Here is a 25192-nt window from a genome sequence, read left to right as displayed (position 1 = left end):
CCCAGCGACCGGCGAACCACCTGCTGCGCCGGGCACGGCATGACACTCCGCGAGCGGCAGGCCGCGGACCCCGGTCCCGGCAACCGCTGAGCCGACGCCCGCACCGGACCGTGGTCGCGGCGACCCGGCGAACCGCCCGGTGCACCGGGCTCTCCGCGCGGGCGGGCGTGGCGGGTGCCGGGCCGGTCACTCACGTCGGAACACCGGCGCCCGTTTCTCCGCGAACGCCCGGGCCCCCTCCTTCGCATCGGCCGTGTCGAAGATCGGCCACCCCCGTTTGAGTTCGGCGGCGAGCCCCTCGGTCTCGGTCAGCTCGGCCGTCTCGTACACGGATGCCTTGACGGCCTCGACCGCCAGCGGCCCGCACGCGTTGATGCGCTCGGCGATCTCCAGGGCCTTGGTCAGGGCCGTGCCGTCGGGGACGACGTGGCCGACGAGCCCGATGTCGCCGGCCTCACGGGCGCTGTACGGGCGGCCGGTGAGCAGCATCTCCAGGGCGTGGGTGCGCGGGATCTGCCGTTGCAGCCGGACGGTCGAGCCGCCGATCGGGAACAGCCCGCGTTTGACCTCGAAGAGGCCGAACGTCGCGGACTCTCCCGCGACCCGGATGTCGGTGCCCTGGATGATCTCCGTGCCGCCCGCGACGCAGTACCCCTCGACGGCGGCGATCACGGGCTTGCGCGGGCGGTGGTGGCGGAGCATCGCCTTCCAGTGCAGATCGGGGTCGGCCTTGAGCCGGTCCCGGTACTGCTGTCCCGCCATCCCCTTGTCGCCCGCCAGTGCCTTGAGGTCCATGCCCGCGCAGAAGGCACCGCCCGCGCCGGTGAGCACGATCGAGCGGATCGCGTCGTCCTCGCCGGCCTCGATCCAACCGTCGTACAGGCCGACCAGCATCGGCAGCGAGAGCGCGTTCCTGGCCTCCGGCCTGTTGAGCGTGAGCACCAGTGTGGCGCCTTCGCGCTGCACGGTGAGGTGTTCCGTCCCACCCATCGCCGTCTCCCGTCTGAAGGAACGAGAACAGGTTGCAGTAGGCGCCGGACCAGTTCAAGAGTTTTCTGACAGGCAGTCAGATTTCTTCCGCGCGAACCCTTCACAGTTGTGCCGCCCTTTGCTCTGATGACCGGCAACCGATGGGGAGCGAGGTCAGGAGGAGCGGTGGAGTACAACCTTGCCGACCTGTTCGAGTCGGTCGTCGACGTGGTCCCGGGCCGTGAGGCGCTCGTGTACCTCGACATCCCCGGCACCGGCGCGGAGCGCCGCCTCACATACGCGGAGCTGGACGCGGCCGCGAACCGTATCGGGCACCATCTGCTCGACAGCGGAATCCAACCCGGCGAGCACGTCGGGCTCCATCTCTACAACGGCGTCGAGTACCTGCAGACGGCGCTGGGCTGCCTCAAGGCCCGGATCGTGCCGGTCAACGTCAACTACCGCTACGTAGAGGACGAGTTGGTCTACCTCTACCGGGACGCGGATCTGGTGGCCCTGGTCTTCGAGGCGGAGTTCACCGGGCGGGTGGCGGGGGCGCTGCCGCGGGCGGAGATGCTGCGGCACCTGGTGCGGGTGGGGACCCCGGCGCCGGACGCGCCCGAGGTGCCCGCCGTGGACTTCACGCAGGCCCAGGCCGCCGGTTCCCCCGAACGCGGATTCCCGCCGCGCTCGCCCGACGACCAGTTCATCATCTACACCGGCGGTACGACCGGCATGCCCAAGGGCGTGATGTGGCGTCAGGAGGATCTGTTCTTCTCGGGGTTGGGCGGCGGCGCGCCCACCGGTGAGCCGGTGAAGAAGCCGGAGGAACTCGCCGAGCGGGTGGCGGCCGGCGGTGACGGGATCACCTTCTTCCCCACTCCCCCGCTGATGCACGGCACGTCCACGCTGACCGCGTTCATCGGCTTCAACTTCGGCCAACGGGTCGTCCTGCACCGCAAGTTCGCGCCCGAGGAGGTCCTGCGGACCATCGAGGAGGAGAAGGTCACCAGCATGTCGCTGGTGGGCGACGCGATGCTGCGACCGCTGATCGACGCGCTGAACGGGCCCATGAAGGGCACGGACTGCTCGTCCATGTTCAGCGTCTCCTCGTCGGGCGCGATCATGTCGGAGACGGTACGGCAGCAGTTCCAGGCGCTCATGCCGAACGTCCTGCTCCTGAACAACTTCGGTTCCTCCGAGTCCGGTTTCAACGGTACGGCCACGGAGGACTCGGGCCCGGACCGCGGCTTCCGTATCCGCGTCAACTCCCGTACGCAGGTCGTGGACCCGGCCACGCACGAACCCGTGGCCGTGGGCGAGCCGGGCCGCGTCGCCCAGCGCGGACACGTACCCCTGGGCTACTACAACGACCCGGGGAAAACCGCCGAGACGTTCTTCGAGAAGGACGGCGAGCGATGGGTCCTCCTCGGCGACATGGCGACCGTCGACGAGGAAGGCGTCGTCACCGTCCTGGGCCGGGGCTCGCAGTGCATCAACACGGGCGGCGAGAAGGTCTACCCGGAGGAGGTCGAGCAGGCCCTCAAGTCGCATCCGGACGTGTACGACGCCCTGGTCGCCGGCGTACCGGACGCCACGTGGGGCAACCATGTGGCGGCCGTGGTCCAGCTCCGCGAGGGCGCCGTCCACCCGTCCCTGGAGGACATCCAGACCCACTGCCGCACCCGCCTCGCCGGCTACAAGATCCCCCGCCAACTGGTCATCACCGACACCGTCCAACGCTCGCCGAGCGGCAAGGCGGACTACCGCTGGGCACGGTCGGTGGCGGTGGAGGCGGCTCGCTGACACCACACGTACGCCACAGAAGCCCACACGAGAAAAGTGCACGCGCCGTCTTACCCGGACAGGAGCACCCTGGATTACTGATCCCGAACGGGTCGACCGAATGATCGGTCGACCGGACGGGTGCGGTGGACGAGGGAGAGCTCCTCATGGCGGATACGACGGCGCCGCTGGACGCGAGGGAACGGCTCGACGCACAGGAGAGGCGGGCGTTGCAGCTGGAGAGACTGCGGGCGTCGTTGCGGCACGCGTACACGGACGTGCCGCACTACCGGGAGGCCTTCGACAAGGCGGGAGTACGGCCGGAGGATACTGCCGTTCCCTGTCCGACCTCACTACGCGAACCGCTCCCGCAACTCCCTCTTGAGGATCTTCCCGCTGGCGTTGCGCGGCAGCTCGTCCACGAAGAGGACCCTCTTGGGTGCCTTGAAGTGGGCGAGCTTCTCGCGGGCGTGGTCGAGGAGTTCGGCCTCGGTGACCTCTCCGTGGCGGACGACGACCGCGGTGACCGCCTCGATCCAGCGCTCGTCGGGGAGGCCGACGACCGCGACCTCGGCGACCTGGTCGTGGGTGTAGAGCGCGTCCTCGACCTGGCGTGAAGCGACCAGTACGCCACCGGAGTTGATGACGTCCTTCACCCGGTCGACGATGGTGAAGTACCCCTCTGCGTCCTGCACGGCGAGGTCGCCCGAGTGGAACCAGCCGTCGCGGAAGGCCTCGGCGGTCTCCTCCGGCTTCTCCCAGTAGCCCTCGCACAACTGCGGGGACCGGTAGACGATTTCACCCGATGTGCCGTCGGGCACGTCCTTGCCGTCCTCGTCGACCACCCGGGCCTCGACGAACAGCACGGTGCGGCCGCAGGAGTCCATCCGGCCCTTGTGCTCGTACGGCCCGAGGACCATCGCCAGCGGGCCGATCTCGCTCTGGCCGAAGCAGTTGTAGAAGGCCAGCTTCGGGAGCCGTTCCTTCAGCCGCTCCAGTACCGGCACAGGCATGATCGACGCCCCGTAGTACGCCTTGCGCAGCCCGCTCAGGTCGCGGGTGGCGAAGTCGGGGCGGTTGGACAGGCCGATCCACACGGTGGGCGGGGCGAACAGGCTGTCCGCGCGGCCCGCTTCGATCAGGTCGAAGAGTGTGTCGCCGTCGGGTGCGTCGAGGATGACGTTCTCGGCGCCGACCGCGAGATACGGCAGCAGGAAGACATGGGTCTGCGCGGAGTGGTAAAGCGGGAGGGAGTGCACCGGCCGGTCGCCCGCCTGCAGGTCCAGTGCGGTGATCGCGCTGAGGTACTCGTGGACCAGCGCGCGGTGCGTCATCATCGCGCCCTTGGGGAGCGCGGTGGTGCCCGAGGTGTAGAGCAGCTGCGCCAGGTCCTCGGTGCGGGGTTCCGGGCCGTCGTACGGCTGTGTCGTGGCGAGCCGGGCGAGGAGTGAGTCCTCGGTGTCGCGCAGCGCCAGGGCCCGTACGGTGTCCGGCAGTCGGTCCGCGAGGTCCGGGTCCGTGAGGACGAGGGCGCTGCCGGACTGGTCGAGGATGTACGACAGGTCGTCGCCGGTCAGGTTCTGGTTGACCGGGACGTGGACGAGGCCGGCGCGGGCGCAGGCCAGGAAGGCGATCAGGTACGCGTCGGAGTTGTGGCCGTAGGCGCCGACCCGGTCGCCGGGGGCGAGGCCGGTGTCCCGCAGGGCCTGTGCGGCGCGGGAGACGGCGTCATCCAACTCGGCGTAGGTCCAGGCCCGTTCGCCGTAGTGGACCGCGACGCGGGCGGGCACCCGCCGGGCACTGCGCCGCAGCACCCCGTCGACCGTCACGCTGCGTCCAGCCGTCGTCATGCCCCGCTCCTTCGTCCGCCTGTCCTGGCGCGATCCTCGTTCCGCCGCGTGAGCGCGGTCAAGCGCGACGCGGACGTGGCGGGAAGTTGCTCAACCCTGGCGGCCCCGGCGGGGTCAACCTCACCGGAAACTCCAACACGCTTACGCCGCACACACGGACTTACCCGCCCCATCCCTCCATGACGTTGGGAGGCACGATGCGCACCCGCCTGAGACAGCTCGTCGTCGCAGCCGTCGCCCTGTTCACCACCACGGCCGTACTGCCCTCGGCCGCCGCCGAGAGCCAGGAGCGAGAGCAACACCCGTCCAAGGGCGGCCTGTCGGCCGTCATCCGCTACACCGAGTACGGCATCCCGCACATCGTCGCGAAGGACTACGCGAACCTCGGCTTCGGCACCGGCTGGGCACAGGCACGCGACCAGGTGTGCGTGCTGGCCGACGGTTTCGTGACCGTGCGCGGCGAACGCTCCCGGTACTTCGGGGCCGACGCGGCGACCGACTACTCCCTGTCGGGGGCCAGCCGGAACCTCACCAGTGACCTGTTCTTCCGCGGTATCCGGGAGGCGGGCACCGTGGAGCGGCTCTTGAAGCAGCCCGCGCCCCGGGGTCCGAGCCGCGAGGCCATGGAGCTGATGCGGGGCTGGGCGGCCGGCTACAACGCCTGGCTGAAGCAGAACAGGATCAACGACTCGGCGTGCCGGGGCGCCGCCTGGGTGCGGCCGGTGACCGGGCTCGACGTGGCCGCCCGTGCCTACGCCCTTGCCGTGCTCGGCGGCCAGGGGCAGGTCGCGGACGCGATCACCACCGCCGAGCCGCCCACCGGCTCCGCCACCACCGCCCGCACGCCGGAACCGCGGGCCGCCGCCCGGGCCGCGAGCGAACTGTTCGCCGACATGGACATGGGTTCCAACGCGGTCGCGTTCCGCGGTGACACCACAGCGAACGGCCGGGGCCTGCTGCTGGGCAACCCGCACTACCCCTGGCACGGCGGACGCCGCTTCTGGCAGGCCCAGCAGACGATCCCCGGCGAACTGAACGTCTCCGGCGGCGCGCTGCTCGGCTCCCCGATCACTCAGATCGGGTTCAACGCGCGCGTGGCGTGGAGCCACACCGTCTCCACCGGCATCCCCCTCAACCTCCATGAGCTGACGCTGGATCCGGCCGACCCGACGACGTATCTCGTGGACGGCGAACCGGAACGGATGACGAAGCGGACCGTGACCGTCGCGGTGAAGGACGGCGCGCCGGTGACCCGCACGCAGTGGTGGACCCGCTACGGCCCGGTCGTGACGTCCCTCGGCAGCCGGCTCCCGCTGCCCTGGACGGCCACGACCGCCTACGCGATCAACGACCCGAACGCGGCGAACATCCGCTTCACCGACATCTCGCTGGGCTTCGGCAGGGCGCGCGGCACCGCCGACGTCCTCAGGACCCTCGACCGGACGCAGGGCCTGCCCTGGGTGAACACCATCGCCGCCGACTCCGCCGGGCACACCCTGTTCACTCAGTCGCAGGTGCTCCCCCGGATCACCGACGAGTTGGCCGACCGCTGTTCGACGCCGCTCGGCAGGGCCACGTACCCGGCGTCGGGGGTCGCGGTCCTCGACGGCTCACGCGGCGACTGCGCCCTCGGCAGCGACCCCGACGCCGTACAGCCGGGAATCTTCGGCCCGGCGCGGATGCCCACGCTCAAGGACGCGCAGTATGCAGAGAATTCCAACGACAGTGCCTGGCTGGCCAACGCCGACCGGCCGCTGACCGGATACGAGCGGATCTTCGGCAACATCGGGACCGAGCGGTCGATGCGCACGCGCGGCGCCGTCGAGGACGTGGCGGCGATGGCTGAGCGGGGCGATCTGGCCGTACGGGACCTGCAACGGCAGCAGTTCGCCAACCGGGTGCCCGCGGCCGGTCTCGCCGCGGACGACGTGGCGCGGGCGTGTGCCGCGCTGCCGGGCGGTACGGCAACGGGCAGCGATGGCACAGGAGTTGACGTCTCCGAGGCCTGCGGGGTGCTCAAGGCGTGGGATCGCACGATGGACACCGGCAGCAGGGGCGCACTGCTCTTCGACCGGTTCTGGCGGAAGCTGACCCGGGCGGTGCCGGCCGACCGGTTGTGGAAGGTGCCGTTCTCGGTGACCGATCCGGTCCGCACCCCGAACACGCTGAACACGGACGCGACCGGCTTCGCCACGGCCCTCGCCGACACGGTGACGGAGCTGCGCGCGGCGGGCATGGCGCTGGACGCGAAGCTGGGCGCCCACCAGTTCGTCGTCCGTGGCGACCGGCGCATCCCGGTGTCCGGCGGCACCGAATCGCTCGGCGTGTGGAACAAGATCGAGGCCTTCTGGGACCCGGCCGCCGGCGGCTACTCGGAGGTCGCGGCGGGCTCCAGTTACCTCCAGGCCGTGGGCTGGGACGGCGGACGCTGCCCGGTGGCCCGTACGCTCCTGACGTACTCCCAGTCCTCGAACCCCGGCTCTCCGCACTACAGCGACCAGACGCGGCTGTTCTCCGGTGAGAAGTGGGTCAGGTCGCGGTTCTGCGAGAAGGACATCCTGTCGTCGCCCGGGCTCAAGGTGATCCGGGTCGGCGAACGCCGCTGACGGCGAGGGTGTGGTGCCGCCCCGCGTACGGGACGGCACCACACTCAGCCCACGTGGCCGAGCTTGTCGGGGTTGAGGACGGCGTAGATGCCCCTGATCCGTCCGTCGTGCACCGCGATCGTGACGATCTGGTCGATGCCGTCGACGCTGAGCGCCAGCGCCGGCTGACCATTGGCGTCGACGATGCGCGAGGCGCCGAAGGGGTAGCGGGCGACAAGGCCCGCGATGAACGCGACGACGTGCTCGCGGCCCTCGATCGGCCGCAGCGCCGCCCTGACCCGGCCGCCGCCGTCGTTCCAGGCGACGACGTCCTCGGTGAGGAAGTCGGTGAGCCCGGTCAGGTCACCGCTCTGCGCGGCCTGAAGGAAGCGGGTGAGCAACTTGGCGTGCTCGTCCTCGGCGAGGGTGAACTTGTCGCGTCCGGAGGCGAGTCGGCGGCCCGCGCGGTGGTGCAGCTGACGGCAGTTCGGGGCGCTCGTGCCGAGGATGCGGGCGATCTCGTCGTACGGCGTCTCGAAGGCCTCCCGCAGCACGAACACCGCGCGCTCCGGCGGTGACAGCCGCTCCATCAGGTGCACCGTCGCGTAGGCCACCGTGTCGCGCAGCTCGGCCGTGTCCAGCGGGCCGAGCGCGTCGGTGGCCACGGGTTCGGGGAGCCACGGTCCGGTGTATGCCTCGCGGGTGACGCGGGCCGAGCGCAGCTGGTCGAGGGCGAGCCGGGAGACGACCGTGATGAGGAAGGCCCGTGGCTCGCGGATCTCGGTGCGGTCGGTGCCGGTCCACCGCAGATAGGCGTCCTGGACGACGTCCTCGGCGTCCCACATGCTGCCGAGCAGCCGGTAGGCGAGGCCGAGCAGCAGCGGGCGGTACGCCTCGAACTGCTCGGTCTGCTCGGTCGCCGATCCGGTGCTTTCCGGGGTCTCCAACTCCCTTGTCCTTCCATGTCGTTCGGCACCGAGCCGCAGGGGCTCAGCCCGCTGCCGATGCGCCATTCAACTCGGCGGCGAAACCCTCGCGCCAGGAGGCGTACCGGGGGCGCCAGTCGAGGGCGAGGCCCGCGCGGGCGTTGTCGGCGCCGCGCAGCTCGTTCATGAAGGCCACACCCCAGCCGCCGACCGCGAGCCGGGCCACAGCGGCGGGCGCCTTCTTTGGCTGCCGTGCGCCGAGCATGCGGGCCAGTTCGGGCAGCCACTCGTGCATCGGTACGGGGGTGTCGTCGACGATGTTGAGAGGGCCGCCGGCGGGCTTGTCGAGCGCGGCGATCACCGCGGTGGCGGCGTCGTGGGCGTGGGTGAAGGAGAACACCGAGTTCCCTCCGCCGACCAGCGGGACTTTCCCGGCGGCCACCTGCCGCACGAACGAGCCGTCGGAGGCGTAGACGGTGCCCGGCCCGTAGAGGTGGCCGAAGCGCAGCACCGTGCCTCCCGCGTCCGCGGTGCGCAGCTCCAGCTCCTTCAGCGCGCCGAGCACCGACACGAACTGCTTCGGCGGACGCTGCCACAGCGGTGCGTCCTCGTTGGCGGGGCCCTCGCCCGCCGGGTCGTACGCGTAGGCCAGCCCCTGGGCGACGATCTTCGTGGCGCCGGCGGCGTGGGCGGCCTCGTACAGGTTGCGGGTGCCCTCGGTACGCAGCCGGTTGGTCAGGGCGAAGTCCCGGGCCAGGTGGCGCGGGTCGATCTCGGCCGGGATGGCGGTGAGCATGTTGACCACCGCGTCGGGGGCCGCGTCCCGCACCGCCTCGTGCAGCGCGTTCCGGTCCAGGGCGTCGGCGGCGACGGCGCCCTTCCCCGGCGTACGGGACGGCCTGCGGGACGGCGCACGAGACAGGGCGATCACGTCATGACCGACCGACGTGAGCAGCGGGACGAGCGCCTGGCCGATGACTCCGGTGGCTCCGGCGACGAGTACACGCATGGCGATCCAACTCCTGATGTCGGCCCCCGGGCGCTCCCGTGAGTGGCGCCCGGCGGGTGTTCCGGCATCAGGACGGGCGAGTGCGTCCACGCGTGACAGGTCCCGAATGTGACCTGTACCACACTGCACGGATGGTTGTCATACGACCTTGGCGCGCCCCTCCCAGTACGGGTCGCGCAGCCGCCGCTTGTAGAGCTTGCCGTTCGGGTCGCGCGGCATGGTCTCGATGAAGTCGACGCTCTTGGGCCGCTTGTACCCGGCGAGCCGCTGTGCGCAGTGGTCGAGGATGTCGGCGGTCAGCGCCGGGCCCGGCACGGACCCCGGAGCGGGTTCGACCACGGCCTTGACCTCCTCGCCCCAGTCGTCGTGCGGGATCCCGAAGACGGCCGCGTCGGCGACGGCGGGGTGGGCGAGCAGGGCGGACTCGATCTCGGCCGGGTAGATGTTGACGCCGCCGGAGATGATCATGTCGATCTTGCGGTCGCGGAGGAAGAGGTAGCCGTCCTCGTCGAGGCAGCCCAGGTCGCCGACGGTGAAGAAGTCGCCGATGCGGTTCTTGCGGGTCTTGCCCTCGTCCTTGTGGTACGAGAATCCGCCGGTGCTCATCTTCATGTAGACGGTGCCGAGTTCACCGGGCGGCAGCCGTTTGCCGTCCTCGTCGAAGACCGCGAGCTCGCTGATGGGCCACGCCCTGCCGACCGTGCCGGGCTTCTTCAGCCAGTCCTCGGCGGTCGCGAAGGCTCCGCCGCCCTCGCTGGCCGCGTAGTACTCCTCCACGCTGTGGCCCCACCACTCGATCATGGCCCGCTTCACATGGTCGGGGCACGGGGCGGCGCCGTGGATGGCGTGCCGCATGGACGAGAGGTCGTACGACCGCCTGATGTCGTCCGGCAGGGCGAGCAGCCGGTGGAACTGGGTCGGGACCATGTGCGTGTGCGTGCACCTGTGGGTGTCGATCAGGCGGAGCATCTCCTCGGGCGTCCACTTGTCCATCACCACCAGGCGGTGGCCGATGTGCAGGGACGCGCCCGCGAACTGCAGGACGGCCGTGTGGTACAGCGGCGAGCACACAAGGTGCACATTGCCGTCGAAGGGCTTGATGCCGAAGATGCCGAGGAAGCCGCCGAGGTACGACTCCTCGGGGAGCTTGCCGGGCAGTGGGCGCCGGATGCCGCGCGGGCGGCCGGTCGTGCCCGAGGTGTAGTTCATGACCCAGCCGAGGGTGCGGCCCTCGGGCGCCGACTCGGGCTGTCCGTCGAGGAGTTGGGCATACGGCCGGAATCCCTCGACCGCCCCGACCGCGTACCGGTGGCTCCGCGGGAGCTTCGCCTCGTCGGCGGCGTGCCGTGCGGCCTCGGCGAACCGCTCGTGCGCGATCAGGACCTTCGCGCCCGAGTCGGCGACGATCCAGGCGACCTCGGGGCCCACGAAGTGGTGGTTGACGGGCACGAGGTAGAAGCCCGCCTGCTGGGCGGCCAGATAGGCGGTGAGGAACTCGACGCCGTTGGGCAGCACGACCGCGAAGGCGTCACCGCGGGCGAGCCCCGCCGCGCGCAGGCCGTGGACCAGGCGGTTGGCGTCGGCGTGCAGCCGTCCGGCGGTCCACTCCTCGCCGTCGGGGGCGACGAGGACCGTGCGGTCGGGGTCGGCGGCGGCCTGGGCCCAGAAGCCGTGGGGGGCTTGGCTCCCTGCTTGGCTCCCTGCTTGGCCCCTTGCTCGGCTCACTGTTCCGCGCTCCTTCCGGCGATGCGGTTGAGGTGGTCGACGGCCTGTTCGAAGCCGCGGGTGAGGTCGTCGAAGACCTCCTGGACACCGCGTTCGCTGTTCATCCGGCCGACGATCTGCCCGACGGGGGTGCCGAGCAGCGGCTCCGTCTCGTGCCTCTGGATGCGGGAGAGCGCCTCGGCGACGAGGAGTCCCTGCAGGGGCATGGGGAGTGTGCCGGGTCCGTTCGGGTCGTCCCAGGCGTCGGTCCATTCCGTACGGAGCTGACGTGCGGGCTTGCCGGTCAGGGCACGGGAGCGGACGGTGTCGCCCGATTCGGCGGCGAGCAGCTTGCGGGTCAGCGCACGGGAGTGCATGTCGGCCTCCGTGGTGGTCAGCCATACGGAGCCCAGCCACACGCCCTGGGCGCCGAGGGCGAGCGCGGCCGCCACCTGCTGGCCGCTGCCGATGCCGCCGGCGGCCAGGACGGGCAACGGGGCGACGGCGTCCACGACTTCGGGGGTGAGCACCATGGAGGCGATCTCCCCGGTGTGACCGCCCGCCTCGTAGCCCTGTGCGACGACGATGTCGATGCCTCCCTCGGCATGCTTGCGGGCGTGCCGGGCGCTGCCCGCGAGCGCGGCGACGAGAACGTCCTGTTCATGGGCTCGTTCGACGACATCGGCGGGCGGTGAACCGAGGGCGTTGGCGAGCAACTTGATCGGATAGTCGAAGGCCACGTCGAGCTGGGTGCGGGCGACCTGCTCCATCCACCCGGTGATGCGCCAGCCCGACGCCTCGCCCTCGGGGAGTTCGGGAACGCCGTACTTGGCGAGGGTGTCCATGACGAACTGGCGGTGCCCTTCGGGGATCATCGCCTCGACATCCGCCTCCGTGACGCCCTCCACCTTCTTCGCGGGCATCACGACGTCCAGGCCGTACGGCTTGCCGTCGACATGGGCCTCGATCCAGTCGAGGTCGCGCTTGAGGTCGTCGGGGGCCGTATAGCGGACCGCGCCGAGCACCCCGAAACCGCCGGCCCGGCTGATGGCCGCGGCGACGGCGGGGAACGGCGTGAAGCCGAAGATGGCGTGCTCGATTCCCAGTTTCCTGCTCAGCTCCGTCTGCATGGGCGCAGGATGCCGCAGTCCTCCGGACGACGGAAGAGGTTTTCTGATGCTCCGTCAGATTTTCGCGTGCGCTGGCTCTTGGCCGGGTGCCCGCTGTTGACACACCCACCTCCTGACACGAAGGTTTCACTCCGCGGGACAGGCCCGGAAAGATACTTTCAAGCGGTGCGACGGGAGGCTCCTGGATGACCTCGGAAGCGGACAGACCCGGAGCGAGCGGCGGGCTGAGCCGCCGTCAACTCGGCAGGCGGCTCATGGCTTTGAGCGGAGCGCTCGCCCTCGCGCCACTCCCGGCGAGCTCCGCGTCGGCCACCCCACCGGCCTTACCCGGACACGGCCGTCCGACCCTCCGGCCCGGCACCCCGAAACAGGCGGGCCTGCTCGCCGCCCCGCTGCGCCAACTCGTCGCCGACGCCGAGGCGTTCCTCGGCCCCTCCCCCACGCACCCCTGGTACGCGGGCGCCGTGCTGCTGGCCGGGCGGGGCGGCACGGTCGCGCTGCACCGGCCGATCGGGATGGCGGTGCGCTACTCGGGCTACGACGAGAAGACCGACACAGGCGTCGAGTTCCCGGCGGACCAGCGGATCCCGATGGCCGAGGACACCGTGTTCGACCTCGCGTCGGTGTCGAAGCTGTTCACGTCGGTCCTGGCCGTCCAGCAGATCGAGCGGGGCACGCTGGAGCTGGAGGGGAAGGTCGCCGCCTACCTCCCGGACTTCGGCGGTGCGGGCAAGCAGGACATCACCGTCCGTCAACTCCTCACGCACACCTCGGGATTCCGCCCCTGGCTCCCGCTCCACAGGGAACCGACGTACGAGGGAAAGCTCCGCCTCATCTGGAACGAGGCACCGCTCAACCCGCCGGGCACCACGTACCTCTACTCCGACCTCAACCTCATCTCGCTCCAGCTCGCCCTGGAGGAGATCACCGGTCGCACTTTGGATGCCCTGCTCCACGACGAGATCACCGCTCCGCTCGGGATGCACCGCACGCGCTACAACCCGCCCGCCTCCTGGAAGCCGGGGATCGCGGCCACCGAGGATGCCCGGCTCCCCTGGTCCGGGCTCGACCGCGGCCTGGTGTGGGGCGAGGTGCACGACGAGAACGCCTTCAGCCTCGGCGGGGTCGCGGGCCACGCGGGCGTCTTCTCCACCGCGTGGGACCTCGCGGTCCTCGGCCGTACGCTGCTGAACGGTGGCGCGTACGGCAGGGCGCGCATCCTCCGGCCCGAGTCGGTGGAGCTGATGTTCACCGACTTCAACACCGCCTTCCCCGGCGACGAGCACGGTCTCGGCTTCGAGCTCTACCAGCACTGGTACATGGGCGCGATGGCCACCCCGCGCACCGCCGGCCACACCGGCTTCACCGGCACCTCGCTCGTCCTCGACCCGACGACCGACTCGTTCCTCGTGCTGCTCGGCAACTCCGTGCATCCGGTGCGCAGTTGGCGCTCCGGTTCCGCGCCCCGGGTCGCCGCCGCGAACCACCTCGCCCGTGCCGTCCCCGTACGCCCCGCCCGCGGCCGTACGTCCTGGTTCTCGGGCATGTCGAACGCCACGACGGCCACCCTGACCCTCCCAACGCTGGACACGACCGCCGACGGCCCCCGGCTGCGCTGCGCCCTGTGGTGGGACACCGAGCCGCGCTCGGACGCCCTGTTCCTGGAGGCCTCGCCGGACGGCAGCGACACCTGGCAGCCGGTGCCGTTCACGACCGTGCGCGACGGCGAGGACGCGCGGGAACATCCGGCCGGGTCGGCCACGGGCTGGTCGGGCCGGGTGTGGCACCGGCTCACGGCGGAGCTGCCGCAGGCCTCCGGCCTCATCCTGCGCTGGCGCTACGCGACCGACCGGCTGTACGTCGGGCGCGGGGCATACGTCGACGGGCTGCGGGTCGAGGCGGGCGGCCGCGTCGCCTTCGACGGGTCGCGACCGGCGGACGCGGCCCGTGTCGAAGCGGTGGGCTGGACGGCCTCCGCCTGAGCGCTCCGCTGGAAGTGCCGCGATGTGTCGTCGTTCGTCTGCGGCGCCGTCATGGCTGGTCGCGCCCCGCGGTGGAGCCGCATATGTACACAGCCCCGCGCCCCTTCGGGGCGCGGCCAAACCGCAGCGGACTTCGCCTGACCTCAAGCGCCGGAGGGGCTGATATCCGGCCGTCAGCTGCCAAGTTCCCGCAGCACAGCCATCGCCGCGTTGTGCCCCGGTACCCCGCTCACGCCGCCGCCCCGCACCGCGCCCGCTCCGCACAGCAGCACGTTCCCGTGCCGGGTCTCCACGCCCCAGCGGCCGGTGCTCTCCTGGGCGTACGGCCAGGACAGTTCGCGGTGGAAGATGTTGCCGCCGGGCAGGCGGAGGTCGCGTTCCAGGTCAAGGGGGGTCCTGGCCTCGATGCAGGGGCGGCCGTCGGCGTCGGTGGCCAGGCAGTCGGCGATCGGCTCGGCGAGGTGGGCGTCGAGTTCGGCGAGGGTCGACTTCAGCAGTTCCTCGCGTACGGCGTCGTTGTCGGACGCGAAGAGCCGGGCGGGGGTGTGCAGGCCGAAGAGGGTGAGCGTGTGAAAGCCCCGCTCGGCCAGGTCCGGGCCGAGGATGGTCGGGTCGGTGAGCGAGTGGCAGTAGATCTCGGAGGGCGGCGCTCCGGGCAGCGAACCGGATGCGGCCTGGGCGTACGCGGCAGCCAGCTGTTCGTATCCCTCGGCGATGTGGAGGGTCCCGGCGAACGCCTCGCGCGGGTCGACCGCGCCGTCACGGAGCCGCGGCAGCCGGGTGAGCAACATGTTCACCTTGAGCTGCGTGCCCTCGGCGGGGGCGGGCGGCTCGTCGCCGGTCAGCTCGGCCAGTGCCTGGGGCGAGGCGCCCACCAGCACATACCGGGCGGCGACGACGCCCTCGCCGTCCGCCGTGCGGTACGCGACCTCGGCGGTCCGCCCGTCCGTCGCGATCCGCTCCACCTCGTGCCCGGTGGCGAGTACGGCACCCGCCTCCCGCGCGGCCATGGCCAGCGCGTCCGTGAGCGCGCCCATGCCGCCGACGGGCACGTCCCAGGCGCCCGTGCCGCCGCCGATCACGTGGTAGAGGAAGCAGCGGTTCTGCCGCAGGGAGGGGTCGTGGGCGTCGGCGAAGGTGCCGATGAGCGCGTCGGTGAGGACGACTCCGCGGACGAGGTCGTCGGTGAAGGCCGACTCGACGGCGGTACCGATGGGGTCCTCGAACAGTGCCCGCCACGCTTCGGCGTCGTCGATCCGCGCCCGCAGTTCGTCCCGCGTGGGCAGCGGTTCCGTCAGCGTCGGGAACACCCGCTCGGCGACGCGGCCCGTCATGCCGTAGAAGCGCTGCCAGGCCTCGTACTCGCGGTCCGAGCCGGTCAGCCGCGCGAACGCCTCCCGGGTGCGCCGTTCGCCGCCGCCGACGAGCAGGCCGGTGGGACGTCCGTCGCGTTCGACGGGGGTGTACGAGGAGATCAGGCGCCGCCGGACACGGAAGTCGAGGCCGAGGTCCCGCACGATCTTCCGGGGCAGCAGGCTGACCAGGTACGAGTACCTCGACAGGCTGGCGTCGATCCCGGCGAACGGCCTCGTGGACACGGCGGCGCCTCCGGTGGTGTCCAGCCGCTCCAGCACCAGCACGGAGCGCCCGGCCCGGGCCAGGTAGGCGGCAGCCACCAGGCCGTTGTGGCCCCCGCCGACGATCACGGCGTCGTACGACCGGTGTCCTGGGCGTCCCTCATGGTGTGCAGGCATGGTTCTTGGTAACACGCGGTGATCCAACTCGACCAGGTGTGCGGGCCAGGTGGCGCAGGCTCGTCCCTCAGTGCCCGCCCGTCGCCCGCTGGTGCCGTAGCGCCGCCACGCTCCGGTACAGCTCCACCGCCTCCGGCCCGCGGCCGAGCTGCTCCAGGCAGTGGGCCTCGTCGTTGCGGCTGGCCAGGGCATCGGGGTGGTCGGCGCCGAGGACGCGCTCGCGGGCGTCGGCCACACGCCGGTACTCGGTGAGGGCGTCGGCCCAGCGGCCCAGCCAGCCGAGGCCGACGGCGACCTCACGGCGGCTGACCAGGGTGTCGGGGTGGTCGGGGCCGTGGACGCGCTCGCGGATGGCGCACACGTCCCGCGACTCGGCGAGGGCCTCCTCCCAGCGGCCGAGCCGGCCGAGGTTGACGCCGAGGCCGTGGCGGGCGCGGAGGGTCTCGGGGTGGGCGGGGCCGTGGACGCGGGTGCGGTCGTCGATCAGGTCGCGGTAGAGCTTCAGTGCCTCCGCGCTGCGGCCGAGCCGGCCGAGGCTGATGCCGACCTCGTAGCGGGCGGCCAGGGTGTCCGGGTGGTCGGGACCGAGGGCCTGGGCGCGGGCCTCCGCGACCTCCTGGTAGGTCTGGAGCGCCTCCGGCCAGCGGCCCAACTGGCCGAGGGCGTAGGCGACTTCGTAACGCGTGACGAGCGTGTCGGGGTGGTTCGCGCCGAGGACGCGCGCCCGTGCCGTGGCCACCTCGCCCGCCATGCGGTACGAGTCCTCCAGGCGTCCGAGTCTGCTGAGGTTGAAGGCGAGGTTGTGGCGGCAGCGCAGGGTGTCCGGGTGGTCGGGGCCCGTGGCACGTTCCCGGGCGGCGAGGACGGAGGTATACGCCTGGTGCGCCTCGAAGTGGCGGCCCAACTGGCCCAGCACGTACGCCATTTCCTGCCGGGCGGCGAGCGTGTCGGCATGGTCGGGGCCGAGCACCCGTTCCCGGGCGCGGGCGACGTGGGCGAACTCGCGCAGGGCGTCGGCAGGGCGGCCGGTGCGGCTGAGAGTGAAGCCGACCTCGTAGCGGCTGGAGAGGGTGTCGGGGTGGTCGGGGCCGAGGGCGTGCTCGCGTTCGGCGGCGACCGCGCGGTGCACCTCGCCGGCCTCGGTCCAGCGGCCGAGGCGCCCCAGGCTCAGCCCGGCGTTGTGCCGGCCGGCCAGGGTGGAGACCAGCTCCGGTGGCGGGGTGGGGCGTTCGGTGCGCACGGGCTCCTCGGTGGGCCCCGTGACCGGCCGGGCGACCCATTCACCGGTGAGGCCCGCCGAGGCGTCCGGCGGGGTGGCGCGCAGCCCGGCGCCGGCCGCCTTGTGGCCGGTGGTCATGCCGCGGGTCCAGGAGGGCAGCCGGGGTTCGCGGGACGGCGGCTGTTCGGGGCGCGGGGCCACGGTGGGCACATGGGCGGGTGTGGTCCGCCCGGAGCTGATCCGGTGCCCCAGTTCCCCGGCGTCGTACGGCCGTTGCCCGGGCTCCTTGGCCAGCAGGTCCAGGATGATCTGCTCGAAGTACTCGGGCAGTTCGGCCCGGTGGCCGCGCGGCGGGTCCGGTGGGGTGTCCCGGTGGCCCATGAGGACCGCCCACGCGTCGTCGAGGTCGAACGGCGGTGCCCCGGTGGCGAGTTCGTACAGCACGCAGCCGAACGAGTAGAGGTCGCTGCGCTGGTCGACCCGGCCGCCGCTGATCTGTTCCGGGGACATGTAGTGCGGGGTGCCCATCGCGATGCCGGTGCCGGTGAGCCGAGAGGTGAAGCCGATGTCGGCGCCGAGGCGGGCGATGCCGAAGTCGCAGATCTTCACCGTGCCGTCGGCGAGCCGCATGATGTTCGCGGGCTTCAGGTCGCGGTGGACGATGCCCTGTTGGTGGGTGTAGGCGAGGGCGGAGGCGACCTGGTCGGCGATCTCGACGACGTCGGCGACGGGCAGCGGATGGTGTTTGTTGTCCTCCAGGAGCTGGCTGAGGTTGCGGCCCTCCAGCAGCTCCATCACCAGGTACAGCACACCGTCGGACTCGCCGAAGTCGTGGACGACGGTCACCCCGCGGTGCTGGAGGGCGGCGGCCACCCGGGCCTCGCGTCGGAACCGTTCCCGCAGGACTCGCGTGAAGGCGTGGTCGTGCTGGGTGTTGAGGGGTTTGAGGCACTTCACGGCGACCTTGCGGCCCAGTGACTCGTCTCGCGCGCGCCAGACCTCGCCCATTCCGCCGCGCCCGATCAGTTCGAGCAACCGGTACCGGCCCTGGATCAGCCTGGTCTCCCCCATCGCCTGCGATCGCCCCCGAATCGTCGCGCCCTCCCGTGGCCCGTCCAGTATGGCGAGCTAGGGTCCGACTTTGTACGGCGCCGGGCGGGAGCCGGGGCCGAGTCGTGACATGGCGCGGATGATGTGCTTCGGCGGGAGTTGCCAGCGCACACGCGCGGGAACACGGCGCAGCAGGGTGCCGGTGTGACGCAGGCGCCGGGTCACCGTCGTGGGCGGCGGGGCCGGTCTGCCGTACAGCTCATGGGCGTACGACGGCAGGGAGCCGTACGCCAGGTTCGCCACGCGTCGCCAGAGCAGCTCGCGCGCCGGGACGAGCAGGGGGTGCGTGGGCGGCCGTCGCAGGAAGTCGTCCACGTCGCGGGCTTCGGGGCCGACGGCCAGCTCCGGCCGTGTCTTCTCGAAGTACGCGGCCAGCTCGGCCTGATCGCCGGGTACTTCGTCCGGGTCGAGGCCCACCAGCCGGGCGCTGACCCGGTGTTCGCCTATGTAGCGGTCGGCCGCCGCGTCCGAGAGGGGGAAGCCCGACCGCCGCAGGACGTGCAGATAGGAGTCGATCTCGGCGCAGTGCACCCACAGCAGCAACTCGGGTTCGTCGACGCCGTACCGCTCCCCGGTGTCCGGGTCGGCCGCCGTCAGCATGCTGTGGATCTTGCGGACCCGGGCACCCGCCTTCTCGGCCGCCTCGGTGGTGCCGTACGTCGTGGTGCCGACGAAGTTGGCCGTGCGCATCAGCCGCCCCCAGGCGTCGCGCCGGAAGTCGGAGTTCTGCATGACGCCCCGCACGGCCCGTGGGTGCAGGGCCTGGAAGTAGAGGGCGCGGATCCCGGCGACCCACATCATGGGGTCGCCGTGCATCTGCCATGTCACCGATGAGGGGCCGAAGAGGCCCGGATCCGCTGTCATGCGGACAGTGTGGGCGCGCGGTCGCGGGTCATCAACCCGCTTCCGGTGGCATGTTGAACGGCGTGACGACCTGGATCGGCGACGGGAGATGAGGGCCTTCGTCGGGGAGCGCCTTATGAGCGCGCATGACGGTCTGGCAGACGAGGCGCATGTCCTGGCGCAGATCGTGGTGGAGAACGGCGGAGATGCGGCCCTCGCGCAGGAGGCGGATGTTGTCGTCATCGAGGTCGTGCGCGATGAAGACGGCCGGCTCGCGGCCGAGCGTGTCGAAGGCCTCGCGGGTGGCCGTGTTCCCGCCGCCGATGGAGTAGACGGCGTTGATCTCCGGGTCCTGCTCCAGCGCGGCGAGGACGAGGTCGCGCTGGGTGGCGTCGAGGCCGTCGCTTTCGGTAACGTCCACGAGCGGGCGCTCGGGCCGGGCCGCGCGCAGGGCGCTGCGGAAGCCCATCTCGCGCTCCTCCTCGTTGCGGAAGGAGCCCCGGCTGATGGTGACGAGCACCCGGCCGGCGCGGTCGCCGAGCCACTGGCCGAGGAGGTAGGCGGCGGTGGCCCCGGCGGCCCGGTTGTCGATGCCGACATAGGCCAGGCGGGCGCTGGCGGGCAGGTCCGTGGCCAGGGTGACGACCGGGATGCCGGCCGCGACCAGTCGGCCGACGGCGGCGGCGACCTCGGGCAGATCCGGGGCCTTGAGGATCACGCCCTGCGAGCCGCGTCGGCCGATCCGGTCCAGGATGCCGGCCAGTTCCGCGGTCGTGCAGGTCTCCCGGAAGTGGAAGCGGGAGCGGACGACCGCCGGGTGCAGGAAGGGCAGTTCGGCCTCCAGGGCGCCCCGTACCGCGTTGGAGAACCGGGCCGGGCACTGCATCACGATGTCGATCATGAAGGTGCGTCCGCCGATGCGGACCTGGGTGTGCTGGCGGTCCAGGTCCTTGATCGCCTGGTGCACCTCGCGGGCGGTGCTCTCCCGTACACCGCCCCGCTGGTTGAGGACGCGGTCGACCGTGGCCTGGCTCAGGCCGGCCTGGCGGGCGATCTCCCTGATCGGATACGGGTGTCCCATGGTTGCCCCCCGGGAGGTCGTTCGACGGTTCCGCAAGCCGATGATGCCGTGTCGATGATGGTTTTTTGAAGGGTTTCTGCTCATTGAATGATGGCCTCGGATTCATCAGACTGTCCGAGGCGAAGGCACTGCGAAAGGACCCCGTATGTCCCCCACCGCCGTGGGACCAGGGATGTGGCTCACCGAGGACGACTGCGACCTCGACACGTTCCGCTCCGTGGTCGCCCAGCGCACCGATCCACAGAACTATCCGCTGGCCGACGGCGTCGAGCAGAACGTCCTCGTCTACGACAGCGACCGGCTCAGGTCGGCCGAGCCGCGGCGGGTGCGGACGGAGTGGGTGCGGGCACTGCTGGACGGGCCCGGCATCGTCGTACTGAAGCGCGCGTTCGCGGATCTCGACGTGGTGGACCGGGCGAGTGCCGCGTTCACCGCGCTGATCGATCAGGAGCGGGCGGCGGGCACGGCCCGTGGCGACCACTTCGCGAAGCCCGGCGCGAACGACCGGGTGTGGAACGCGCTGGGCAAGCTGGCCGCACGGGCTCCGGAGACGTTCGCCGACTACTACGCCAACGACATGCTGGCGCTGGTGGCCGAGGCATGGCTGGGCCCGGGCTATCAGGTCACCTCGCAGATCAACGTGGTCAACCCGGGAGGCGCCGCACAGAGCCCGCACCGCGACTACCACCTCGGGTTCCTGAGCGACGAGCGGGCGGCCGCCTACCCGGCCCATGTCCACCGGCTCTCCCCCGTGCTGACGCTGCAGGGCGCAGTGGCCCACTGCGACATGCCCGTGGAGTCGGGGCCGACGCTGTATCTGCCGTACTCGCAGCGGTACGAGCCCGGCTATCTGGCCTGGCGGCGTCCGGAGTTCATCGCGCACTTCGACGAGCACCATGTCCAGCTCCCCCTGGACAAGGGCGACGCGGTCTTTTTCAACCCCGCGCTGTTCCACGCCGCCGGGCACAACCGCTCGGCGGACATCCGGCGCATGGCCAACCTGCTGCAGATCTCCTCCGCCTTCGGCCGCTCCATGGAGACCGTCGACCGCGAGGCGATGGCGAACGCGGTCTTCCCGGCGCTCCTGCGGCGCAAGCGGGAGGGCGCCTCCGGGGACTGGCTGCGCCGGGTCGTCGCCGCCTGCGCCGAGGGGTACCCCTTCCCCACCGATCTGGACCTGGACCCACCGGTCGGCGGGCTGGCCCCGCCGACCCAGGCGGACACCGTGTGGCGCGCGGTGTCCGAGGAGTGGAGCCCCGAGTGGTTGCGCCGGGAGCTACGGGACGGCGCCGAACGCCGGCAGAGCTGAACCAGAGCTGAAAGAGACAAAGCACCTCATGGAACCACTGCTCAAGGACAAGGTCGTCCTGGTCAACGGCGGCAGCCAGGGCGTCGGCGCGGGCATCGTCCGTGCCGCCGTACGCGAAGGGGCGCAGGTCGCCTTCACCGGGCGCCGGACCGACGCCGGGGAGAAGACCGCGCGGGAGACCGGCGCCTCCTTCGTCCACGCCGACCTGACCGACCCCGATCAGGCGCACAGCAGCGTCCAGCACGTCCTCGACGAGCACGGGCGGATCGACTGCCTGGTGAACGCGGCGGGGCTGACCACGCGCGGCACGCTGCTGGACACCACGCCGGAGCTGTTCGACCAGCACATCGCCATCAATCTGAAGGCGCCGTTCTTCGCCATGCAGGCGGCCGTACGGAGCATGGTGGACCGCAAGGCGCCGGGCACCATCGTCAACATCATCACCACGTCCTCGCACGGCGGGCAGCCCTTCCTCGCGCCGTACGTCGCCGCCAAGGCCGGGCTCGCCGGGCTGACCCGCAACGCCGCCCACGCGCACCGCTGGGACCGCATCCGGATCAACGGCCTCAACATCGGCTGGACGGACACCGAGGGCGAGGACGCGATCCAGCGGACCTTCCACGGCGCCGGGGACGACTGGCGGAAGAAGGCCGCCGAGACGCAGCCGATGGGCAAGCTCGGGCAGGTCGACGAGATCGCCGACTTCGTCGTCTTCCTGCTCTCCGACCGCAGTGGTGTGGTGACCGGCTCGGTCATCGACTGGGACCAGATCGTCTTCGGCGGACTCGACTGACGCACGCCGCGTCTCCTGTGTTCACGATTGTTTAGGAGCAACTTCTCATGCGTATCGGCATCTTGGGCCTCGGCCGGATCGGCGCCTTCCACGCCGCGACACTCGCCGGGCTGGACTCGGTGGACTCCCTGGTGGTGACGGACCCGGTGGCCGCCGCGACCGCCTCCGCGGTGGAGCGTTTCGGGGCCACGGCGGTCGACTCGCCGGAGGCGGTGCTCGCCGCCGGGGTCGACGGGATCGTCATCGCCGCCGCCACTGACGCGCACCCCTCGCTGATCCTGGCCGGCGTCGAGGCGGGCATCCCCGTCTTCTGCGAGAAGCCCGTGGCGAAGACCGTCGAGGAGAGCGTCACCGTCCTGCGCGCGGTCCAGGACAGCGGCGTCGAGGTGCACATCGGCTACAACCGCCGCTTCGACGCGGGCTGCGTGGCCGCCCGCAAGGCCGTCCTCAGCGACGAACTCGGCAAGTTGCACACCGTACGGTCCACGACCCTGGACCCGGCGCCGCCGCCGGAGGCCTACATCGCCGTGTCGGGCGGCATCTTCCGGGACTGCTCCGTGCACGACTTCGACATCGTGCGCTGGGTGACCGGGCGCGAGGTCACCGAGGTGTACGCGACCGGCGGCAACCGCGGTGCCGAGTACATCGCCGCCGCCGGTGACGTCGACACCGCGTCGGCCATCCTGACCCTGGACGACGGCACGCTGGCCGTGATCTCCAACTCCCGCCACAACGCCCGCGGTTACGACGTACGGCTGGAGCTGCACGGCATGAAGGACAGCATCGCGGTCGGTCTGGAGGACAAGCTGCCGCTGCGGTCCGTCGAGCCGGGCGCCACGTTCCCGGCCGCCGCCCCGCACCACTTTTTCATGGACCGCTTCGCCGACGCCTACCGCGCCGAACTCACCGCGTTCACCGAGGTCGTGGCGGGCCGCAGCCCCTCGCCGTGCACGGTGGCCGACGCCGTCGAGGCGAGCCTGATCGCTCAGGCGTGCACGCTGTCGCTCGCCGAGCACCGGCCCGTACGGCTGGACGAGGTGCGCCCCGCATGAGCGAGCCGCTGCGCATCGGCATCCTGGGCGCGGCCCGGATCGCCGAACGGGCGATCATCACTCCGGCCCGCGCGGGCGGCCACCGTCTGGTGGCGGTGGCCGCCCGCGACCGGGACCGGGCCCGGGCGTTCGCCGACGCCCACGGGGTGGAGCGGGTGGCCGACTCGTACGCCGAGCTCGTCGCGGACCCCGAGGTCGACGTCGTCTACAACCCGCTCGCCAACGGGCTGCACGGCCCGTGGAACCTGGCGGCGCTCAAGGCGGGCAAGCACGTCCTCACCGAGAAGCCGTCCGCGAGCAACGCGGAGGAGGCCGCCGAGGTGCGCGACGCGGCCGCCGAGGCGGGGACGGTCTTCATGGAGGGCTTCCACTACCTCTTCCACCCGGTCACCCGGCGCCTCCACGAGCTGCTGGACTCCGGCGAACTCGGCGAACTGCGGCATGTGGAGACCGTGGTGGCCATGCCTCCGCCGCCGGACGGCGACCTGCGCTGGTCCTTTCCCCTCGCGGGCGGCGCCCTGATGGACCTGGGCTGCTACGGCCTGCACGCCCAGCGGATGCTCGCCCCCTGGGCGGGCGGTGCGCCCCGGGTCGTGTCGGCGAGCGGCGGCGACCGGGAGTCGGCGCCCGGCGTCGACGCGTGGCTGGACGCGGAGCTCACGTTCCCCGGCGGGGCCACCGGCTCCGGGCGCTGCTCCATGCTGCACGACGGCTGGCAGGCGAGCTGCCGGGTGGTCGGCACCCTGGGCGAGGCCACGGCGGTCGACTTCGTGCTGCCCCACCAGGACCCCCGGGTCGTGGTGCGCACGAAGGAGGGCGAGCGCACGGAGCAGCTGGACGGCCGCTCCTCGTACGCCTACCAGCTCGACGCCTTCGCCGCCCACGTGCGCGAGGGAGCACCGTCGGCGCTGGACGCCGAGGACGCGCTGGCGACGATGCGACTGATCGACGAGTGCTACGAGAAGGCGGGGTTCGGGCCCCGGCCGCGCAGCTGAAGGACGAACGAGGTCCGGTGCCGCAGCTCGTGGTCTGCGGCACCGGGTCGAGGCCGCTGTGACCAGGATCGCTAGTCCCGTACTTCGCGGGTCGTTGATTCGTATGATGTGACCGGTCTGGGGGTGTCCTGGGCCGGTCGTGTGGCGTTGGGTGGGTTGTGTCGATGACTTCCCGGTCTCCGGGGCCTCGGTCTCAGCGTCAGCGCCTTGATGTGGCGGTGACGTCCGTGGTGGAGAAGCGTCTGGGCGCTCTGCCTGTCGCTGCCGAGTTTCTGCGCCGGCTGGATGTCGCCGGGATCGTCGACGAGGTGTGTCCGGGAGGCGCGAGCGCGCATCTGACCCACGGGCAGGTGATCGAGCTGGTGGTCAACCGGCTGACCTCGCCCGCGCCGCTGGTGCGGGTCGGTGACTGGCCCGTACCTGGGCGGTGCAGGAGGTGTTCGGCATCGAGCCGGCTCTTCTCAGCGACGACCGTCTGGCCCGGGCCCTGGACGCGATCGCGCCGGAGCTGGACAGAATCGCGGGGACGGTCGGCGCCCGGGCGATCGCCGAGTTCGGGATCGACGTGTCGAGGCTGCACTGCGACATGACCAGCATGTCTGTCCATGGTGACTTCCCCGCCGAGGACCAGGACGAGCAGTACCCGGTTATCGGCTACGGGCGCCCCAAGGACCGGCGGGTGGACCTGAAGCAGGTCCAGGCCGGACTCGCGGTGTCCGCCGACGGCGGCATTCCTGTCCACGCCCGTGTCTTCGACGGGTGTCAATCCCCTCGAACTGTGGAGTCCTTCCTATGCAGCCAGCTCCTCGGTGAAGCCGGCCCAGTAGTCGTGTTCGTAGTCGATCGGGCTCTTCCAATGGCACACGCTGTGTAGCCGACGGGTGTTGTAGAAGTCGGTGATCCAGGTCGCGATCCGGATCCGGGCCGCGGCGCGGGTGGCGAAGGTGTGCCGGTGGACGTACTCGACCTTGAGCACGCTGTTGAACGCCTCGCTGACGGCATTGATGCCCCTATGGATGTCAAGTGGCGTCTCGGGCTGGTTCCGTGGGGTGTGCCGCGGTGTTTGCGGGGGCGATGTGCCGGTAGATCTCTCGTG

18 protein-coding genes and 1 pseudogene are annotated in these 25192 nt (G+C 71.4%); 8 read left to right on the top strand and 11 right to left on the bottom strand.

The features are described 5' to 3' along the window. Positions 1-186 precede the first annotated feature (186 nt). On the bottom strand, positions 187-990 hold the full coding sequence (locus tag ACWD3C_RS40160) for a crotonase/enoyl-CoA hydratase family protein (protein ID WP_451152230.1): 804 nt from the start codon (positions 988-990) through the stop codon (positions 187-189). Positions 991-1155: 165 nt separating this feature from the next. Between ACWD3C_RS40160 and ACWD3C_RS40155 the strand changes: the two genes are divergently transcribed. Both ACWD3C_RS40155 and ACWD3C_RS40150 read left to right on the top strand, forming a co-directional pair. Beyond that, the gene (locus ACWD3C_RS40155) at positions 1156-2775 is read left to right on the top strand and encodes an acyl-CoA synthetase (protein WP_451152228.1); all 1620 of its coding nucleotides are present in this window, start codon (positions 1156-1158) and stop codon (positions 2773-2775) included. Between the two features lie 146 nt (positions 2776-2921). Next, positions 2922-3106, top strand: a pseudogene (locus ACWD3C_RS40150) (phenylacetate--CoA ligase); the annotation flags it as partial. Between the two features lies 1 nt (position 3107). Here ACWD3C_RS40150 and ACWD3C_RS40145 read toward each other — a convergent pair. Next, entirely contained in the window at positions 3108-4604 is a 1497-nt protein-coding gene (locus ACWD3C_RS40145; protein WP_451152226.1) for an acyl-CoA synthetase, read from the bottom strand. A 197-nt stretch (positions 4605-4801) separates the two neighbouring features. Here ACWD3C_RS40145 and ACWD3C_RS40140 point away from each other — a divergent pair, with 197 nt between their 5' ends. Further along, the gene (locus ACWD3C_RS40140; protein WP_451152224.1) at positions 4802-7210 is read left to right on the top strand and encodes a penicillin acylase family protein; all 2409 of its coding nucleotides are present in this window, start codon (positions 4802-4804) and stop codon (positions 7208-7210) included. Between the two features lie 44 nt (positions 7211-7254). On the opposite strand, the gene ACWD3C_RS40135 is transcribed toward ACWD3C_RS40140, so the two are convergent. The 4 genes from ACWD3C_RS40135 to ACWD3C_RS40120 form a co-directional block, all read right to left on the bottom strand. After that, on the bottom strand, positions 7255-8136 hold the full coding sequence (locus tag ACWD3C_RS40135) for an RNA polymerase sigma-70 factor (protein WP_451152222.1): 882 nt from the start codon (positions 8134-8136) through the stop codon (positions 7255-7257). Positions 8137-8179: 43 nt separating this feature from the next. Beyond that, positions 8180-9124, bottom strand: a complete 945-nt coding sequence (locus ACWD3C_RS40130; RefSeq protein WP_451152220.1) for an NAD-dependent epimerase/dehydratase family protein — start codon at positions 9122-9124, stop codon at positions 8180-8182. Positions 9125-9262: 138 nt separating this feature from the next. Continuing rightward, positions 9263-10849 (bottom strand): acyl-CoA synthetase, encoded by a 1587-nt coding sequence (locus tag ACWD3C_RS40125; protein WP_451152218.1) that lies wholly within the window; start codon positions 10847-10849, stop codon positions 9263-9265. After that, positions 10846-11958: a nitronate monooxygenase gene (locus ACWD3C_RS40120; RefSeq protein ID WP_451152216.1), complete on the bottom strand. Its 1113-nt coding sequence runs from the start codon at positions 11956-11958 to the stop codon at positions 10846-10848. The genes ACWD3C_RS40125 and ACWD3C_RS40120 overlap by 4 nt, the downstream gene beginning before the upstream one ends. Before the next feature lie 185 nt (positions 11959-12143). Here ACWD3C_RS40120 and ACWD3C_RS40115 point away from each other — a divergent pair, with 185 nt between their 5' ends. Next, a complete protein-coding gene (locus tag ACWD3C_RS40115; protein ID WP_451152214.1) occupies positions 12144-13940 on the top strand; it encodes a serine hydrolase in 1797 nt (598 codons plus the stop codon). A 173-nt stretch (positions 13941-14113) separates the two neighbouring features. On the opposite strand, the gene ACWD3C_RS40110 is transcribed toward ACWD3C_RS40115, so the two are convergent. From ACWD3C_RS40110 to ACWD3C_RS40095, 4 genes are all read right to left on the bottom strand, one after another. Next, positions 14114-15694 carry a phytoene desaturase family protein gene (locus tag ACWD3C_RS40110; protein ID WP_451152212.1) on the bottom strand — a complete coding sequence of 527 codons (1581 nt, stop codon included), beginning with the start codon at positions 15692-15694 and terminating at the stop codon, positions 14114-14116. A gap of 67 nt (positions 15695-15761) precedes the next feature. After that, positions 15762-17984 (bottom strand): tetratricopeptide repeat protein, encoded by a 2223-nt coding sequence (locus ACWD3C_RS40105; RefSeq protein WP_451152210.1) that lies wholly within the window; start codon positions 17982-17984, stop codon positions 15762-15764. A gap of 57 nt (positions 17985-18041) precedes the next feature. Then, complete coding sequence (locus ACWD3C_RS40100; RefSeq protein WP_451152208.1) at positions 18042-18887, bottom strand: oxygenase MpaB family protein; 846 nt, start codon at positions 18885-18887, stop codon at positions 18042-18044. A gap of 31 nt (positions 18888-18918) precedes the next feature. After that, entirely contained in the window at positions 18919-19947 is a 1029-nt protein-coding gene (locus ACWD3C_RS40095; RefSeq protein ID WP_451152206.1) for a LacI family DNA-binding transcriptional regulator, read from the bottom strand. A 145-nt stretch (positions 19948-20092) separates the two neighbouring features. Between ACWD3C_RS40095 and ACWD3C_RS40090 the strand changes: the two genes are divergently transcribed. The 4 genes from ACWD3C_RS40090 to ACWD3C_RS40075 are packed head-to-tail and all read left to right on the top strand — an operon-like array spanning position 20093 to position 24096. After that, positions 20093-21256, top strand: coding sequence for a phytanoyl-CoA dioxygenase family protein (locus tag ACWD3C_RS40090; RefSeq protein WP_451152204.1), 1164 nt, complete (start codon positions 20093-20095; stop codon positions 21254-21256). Positions 21257-21284: 28 nt separating this feature from the next. Further along, the gene (locus tag ACWD3C_RS40085) at positions 21285-22049 is read left to right on the top strand and encodes an SDR family oxidoreductase (protein WP_451152202.1); all 765 of its coding nucleotides are present in this window, start codon (positions 21285-21287) and stop codon (positions 22047-22049) included. A gap of 47 nt (positions 22050-22096) precedes the next feature. Then, positions 22097-23101 carry a Gfo/Idh/MocA family protein gene (locus ACWD3C_RS40080; protein ID WP_451152200.1) on the top strand — a complete coding sequence of 335 codons (1005 nt, stop codon included), beginning with the start codon at positions 22097-22099 and terminating at the stop codon, positions 23099-23101. Beyond that, a complete protein-coding gene (locus ACWD3C_RS40075) occupies positions 23098-24096 on the top strand; it encodes a Gfo/Idh/MocA family protein (protein ID WP_451152198.1) in 999 nt (332 codons plus the stop codon). The genes ACWD3C_RS40080 and ACWD3C_RS40075 overlap by 4 nt, the downstream gene beginning before the upstream one ends. Before the next feature lie 790 nt (positions 24097-24886). On the opposite strand, the gene ACWD3C_RS40070 is transcribed toward ACWD3C_RS40075, so the two are convergent. Continuing rightward, the coding region (locus ACWD3C_RS40070; RefSeq protein ID WP_451152196.1) for an integrase core domain-containing protein at positions 24887-25192 on the bottom strand (306 nt) is incomplete at its 5' end.

Source organism: Streptomyces sp. NPDC002845 (assembly GCF_053591955.1).
The sequence above is the reverse complement of the archived record's forward strand: the minus strand, read 5'-3'. Positions and strand labels throughout refer to the sequence as shown.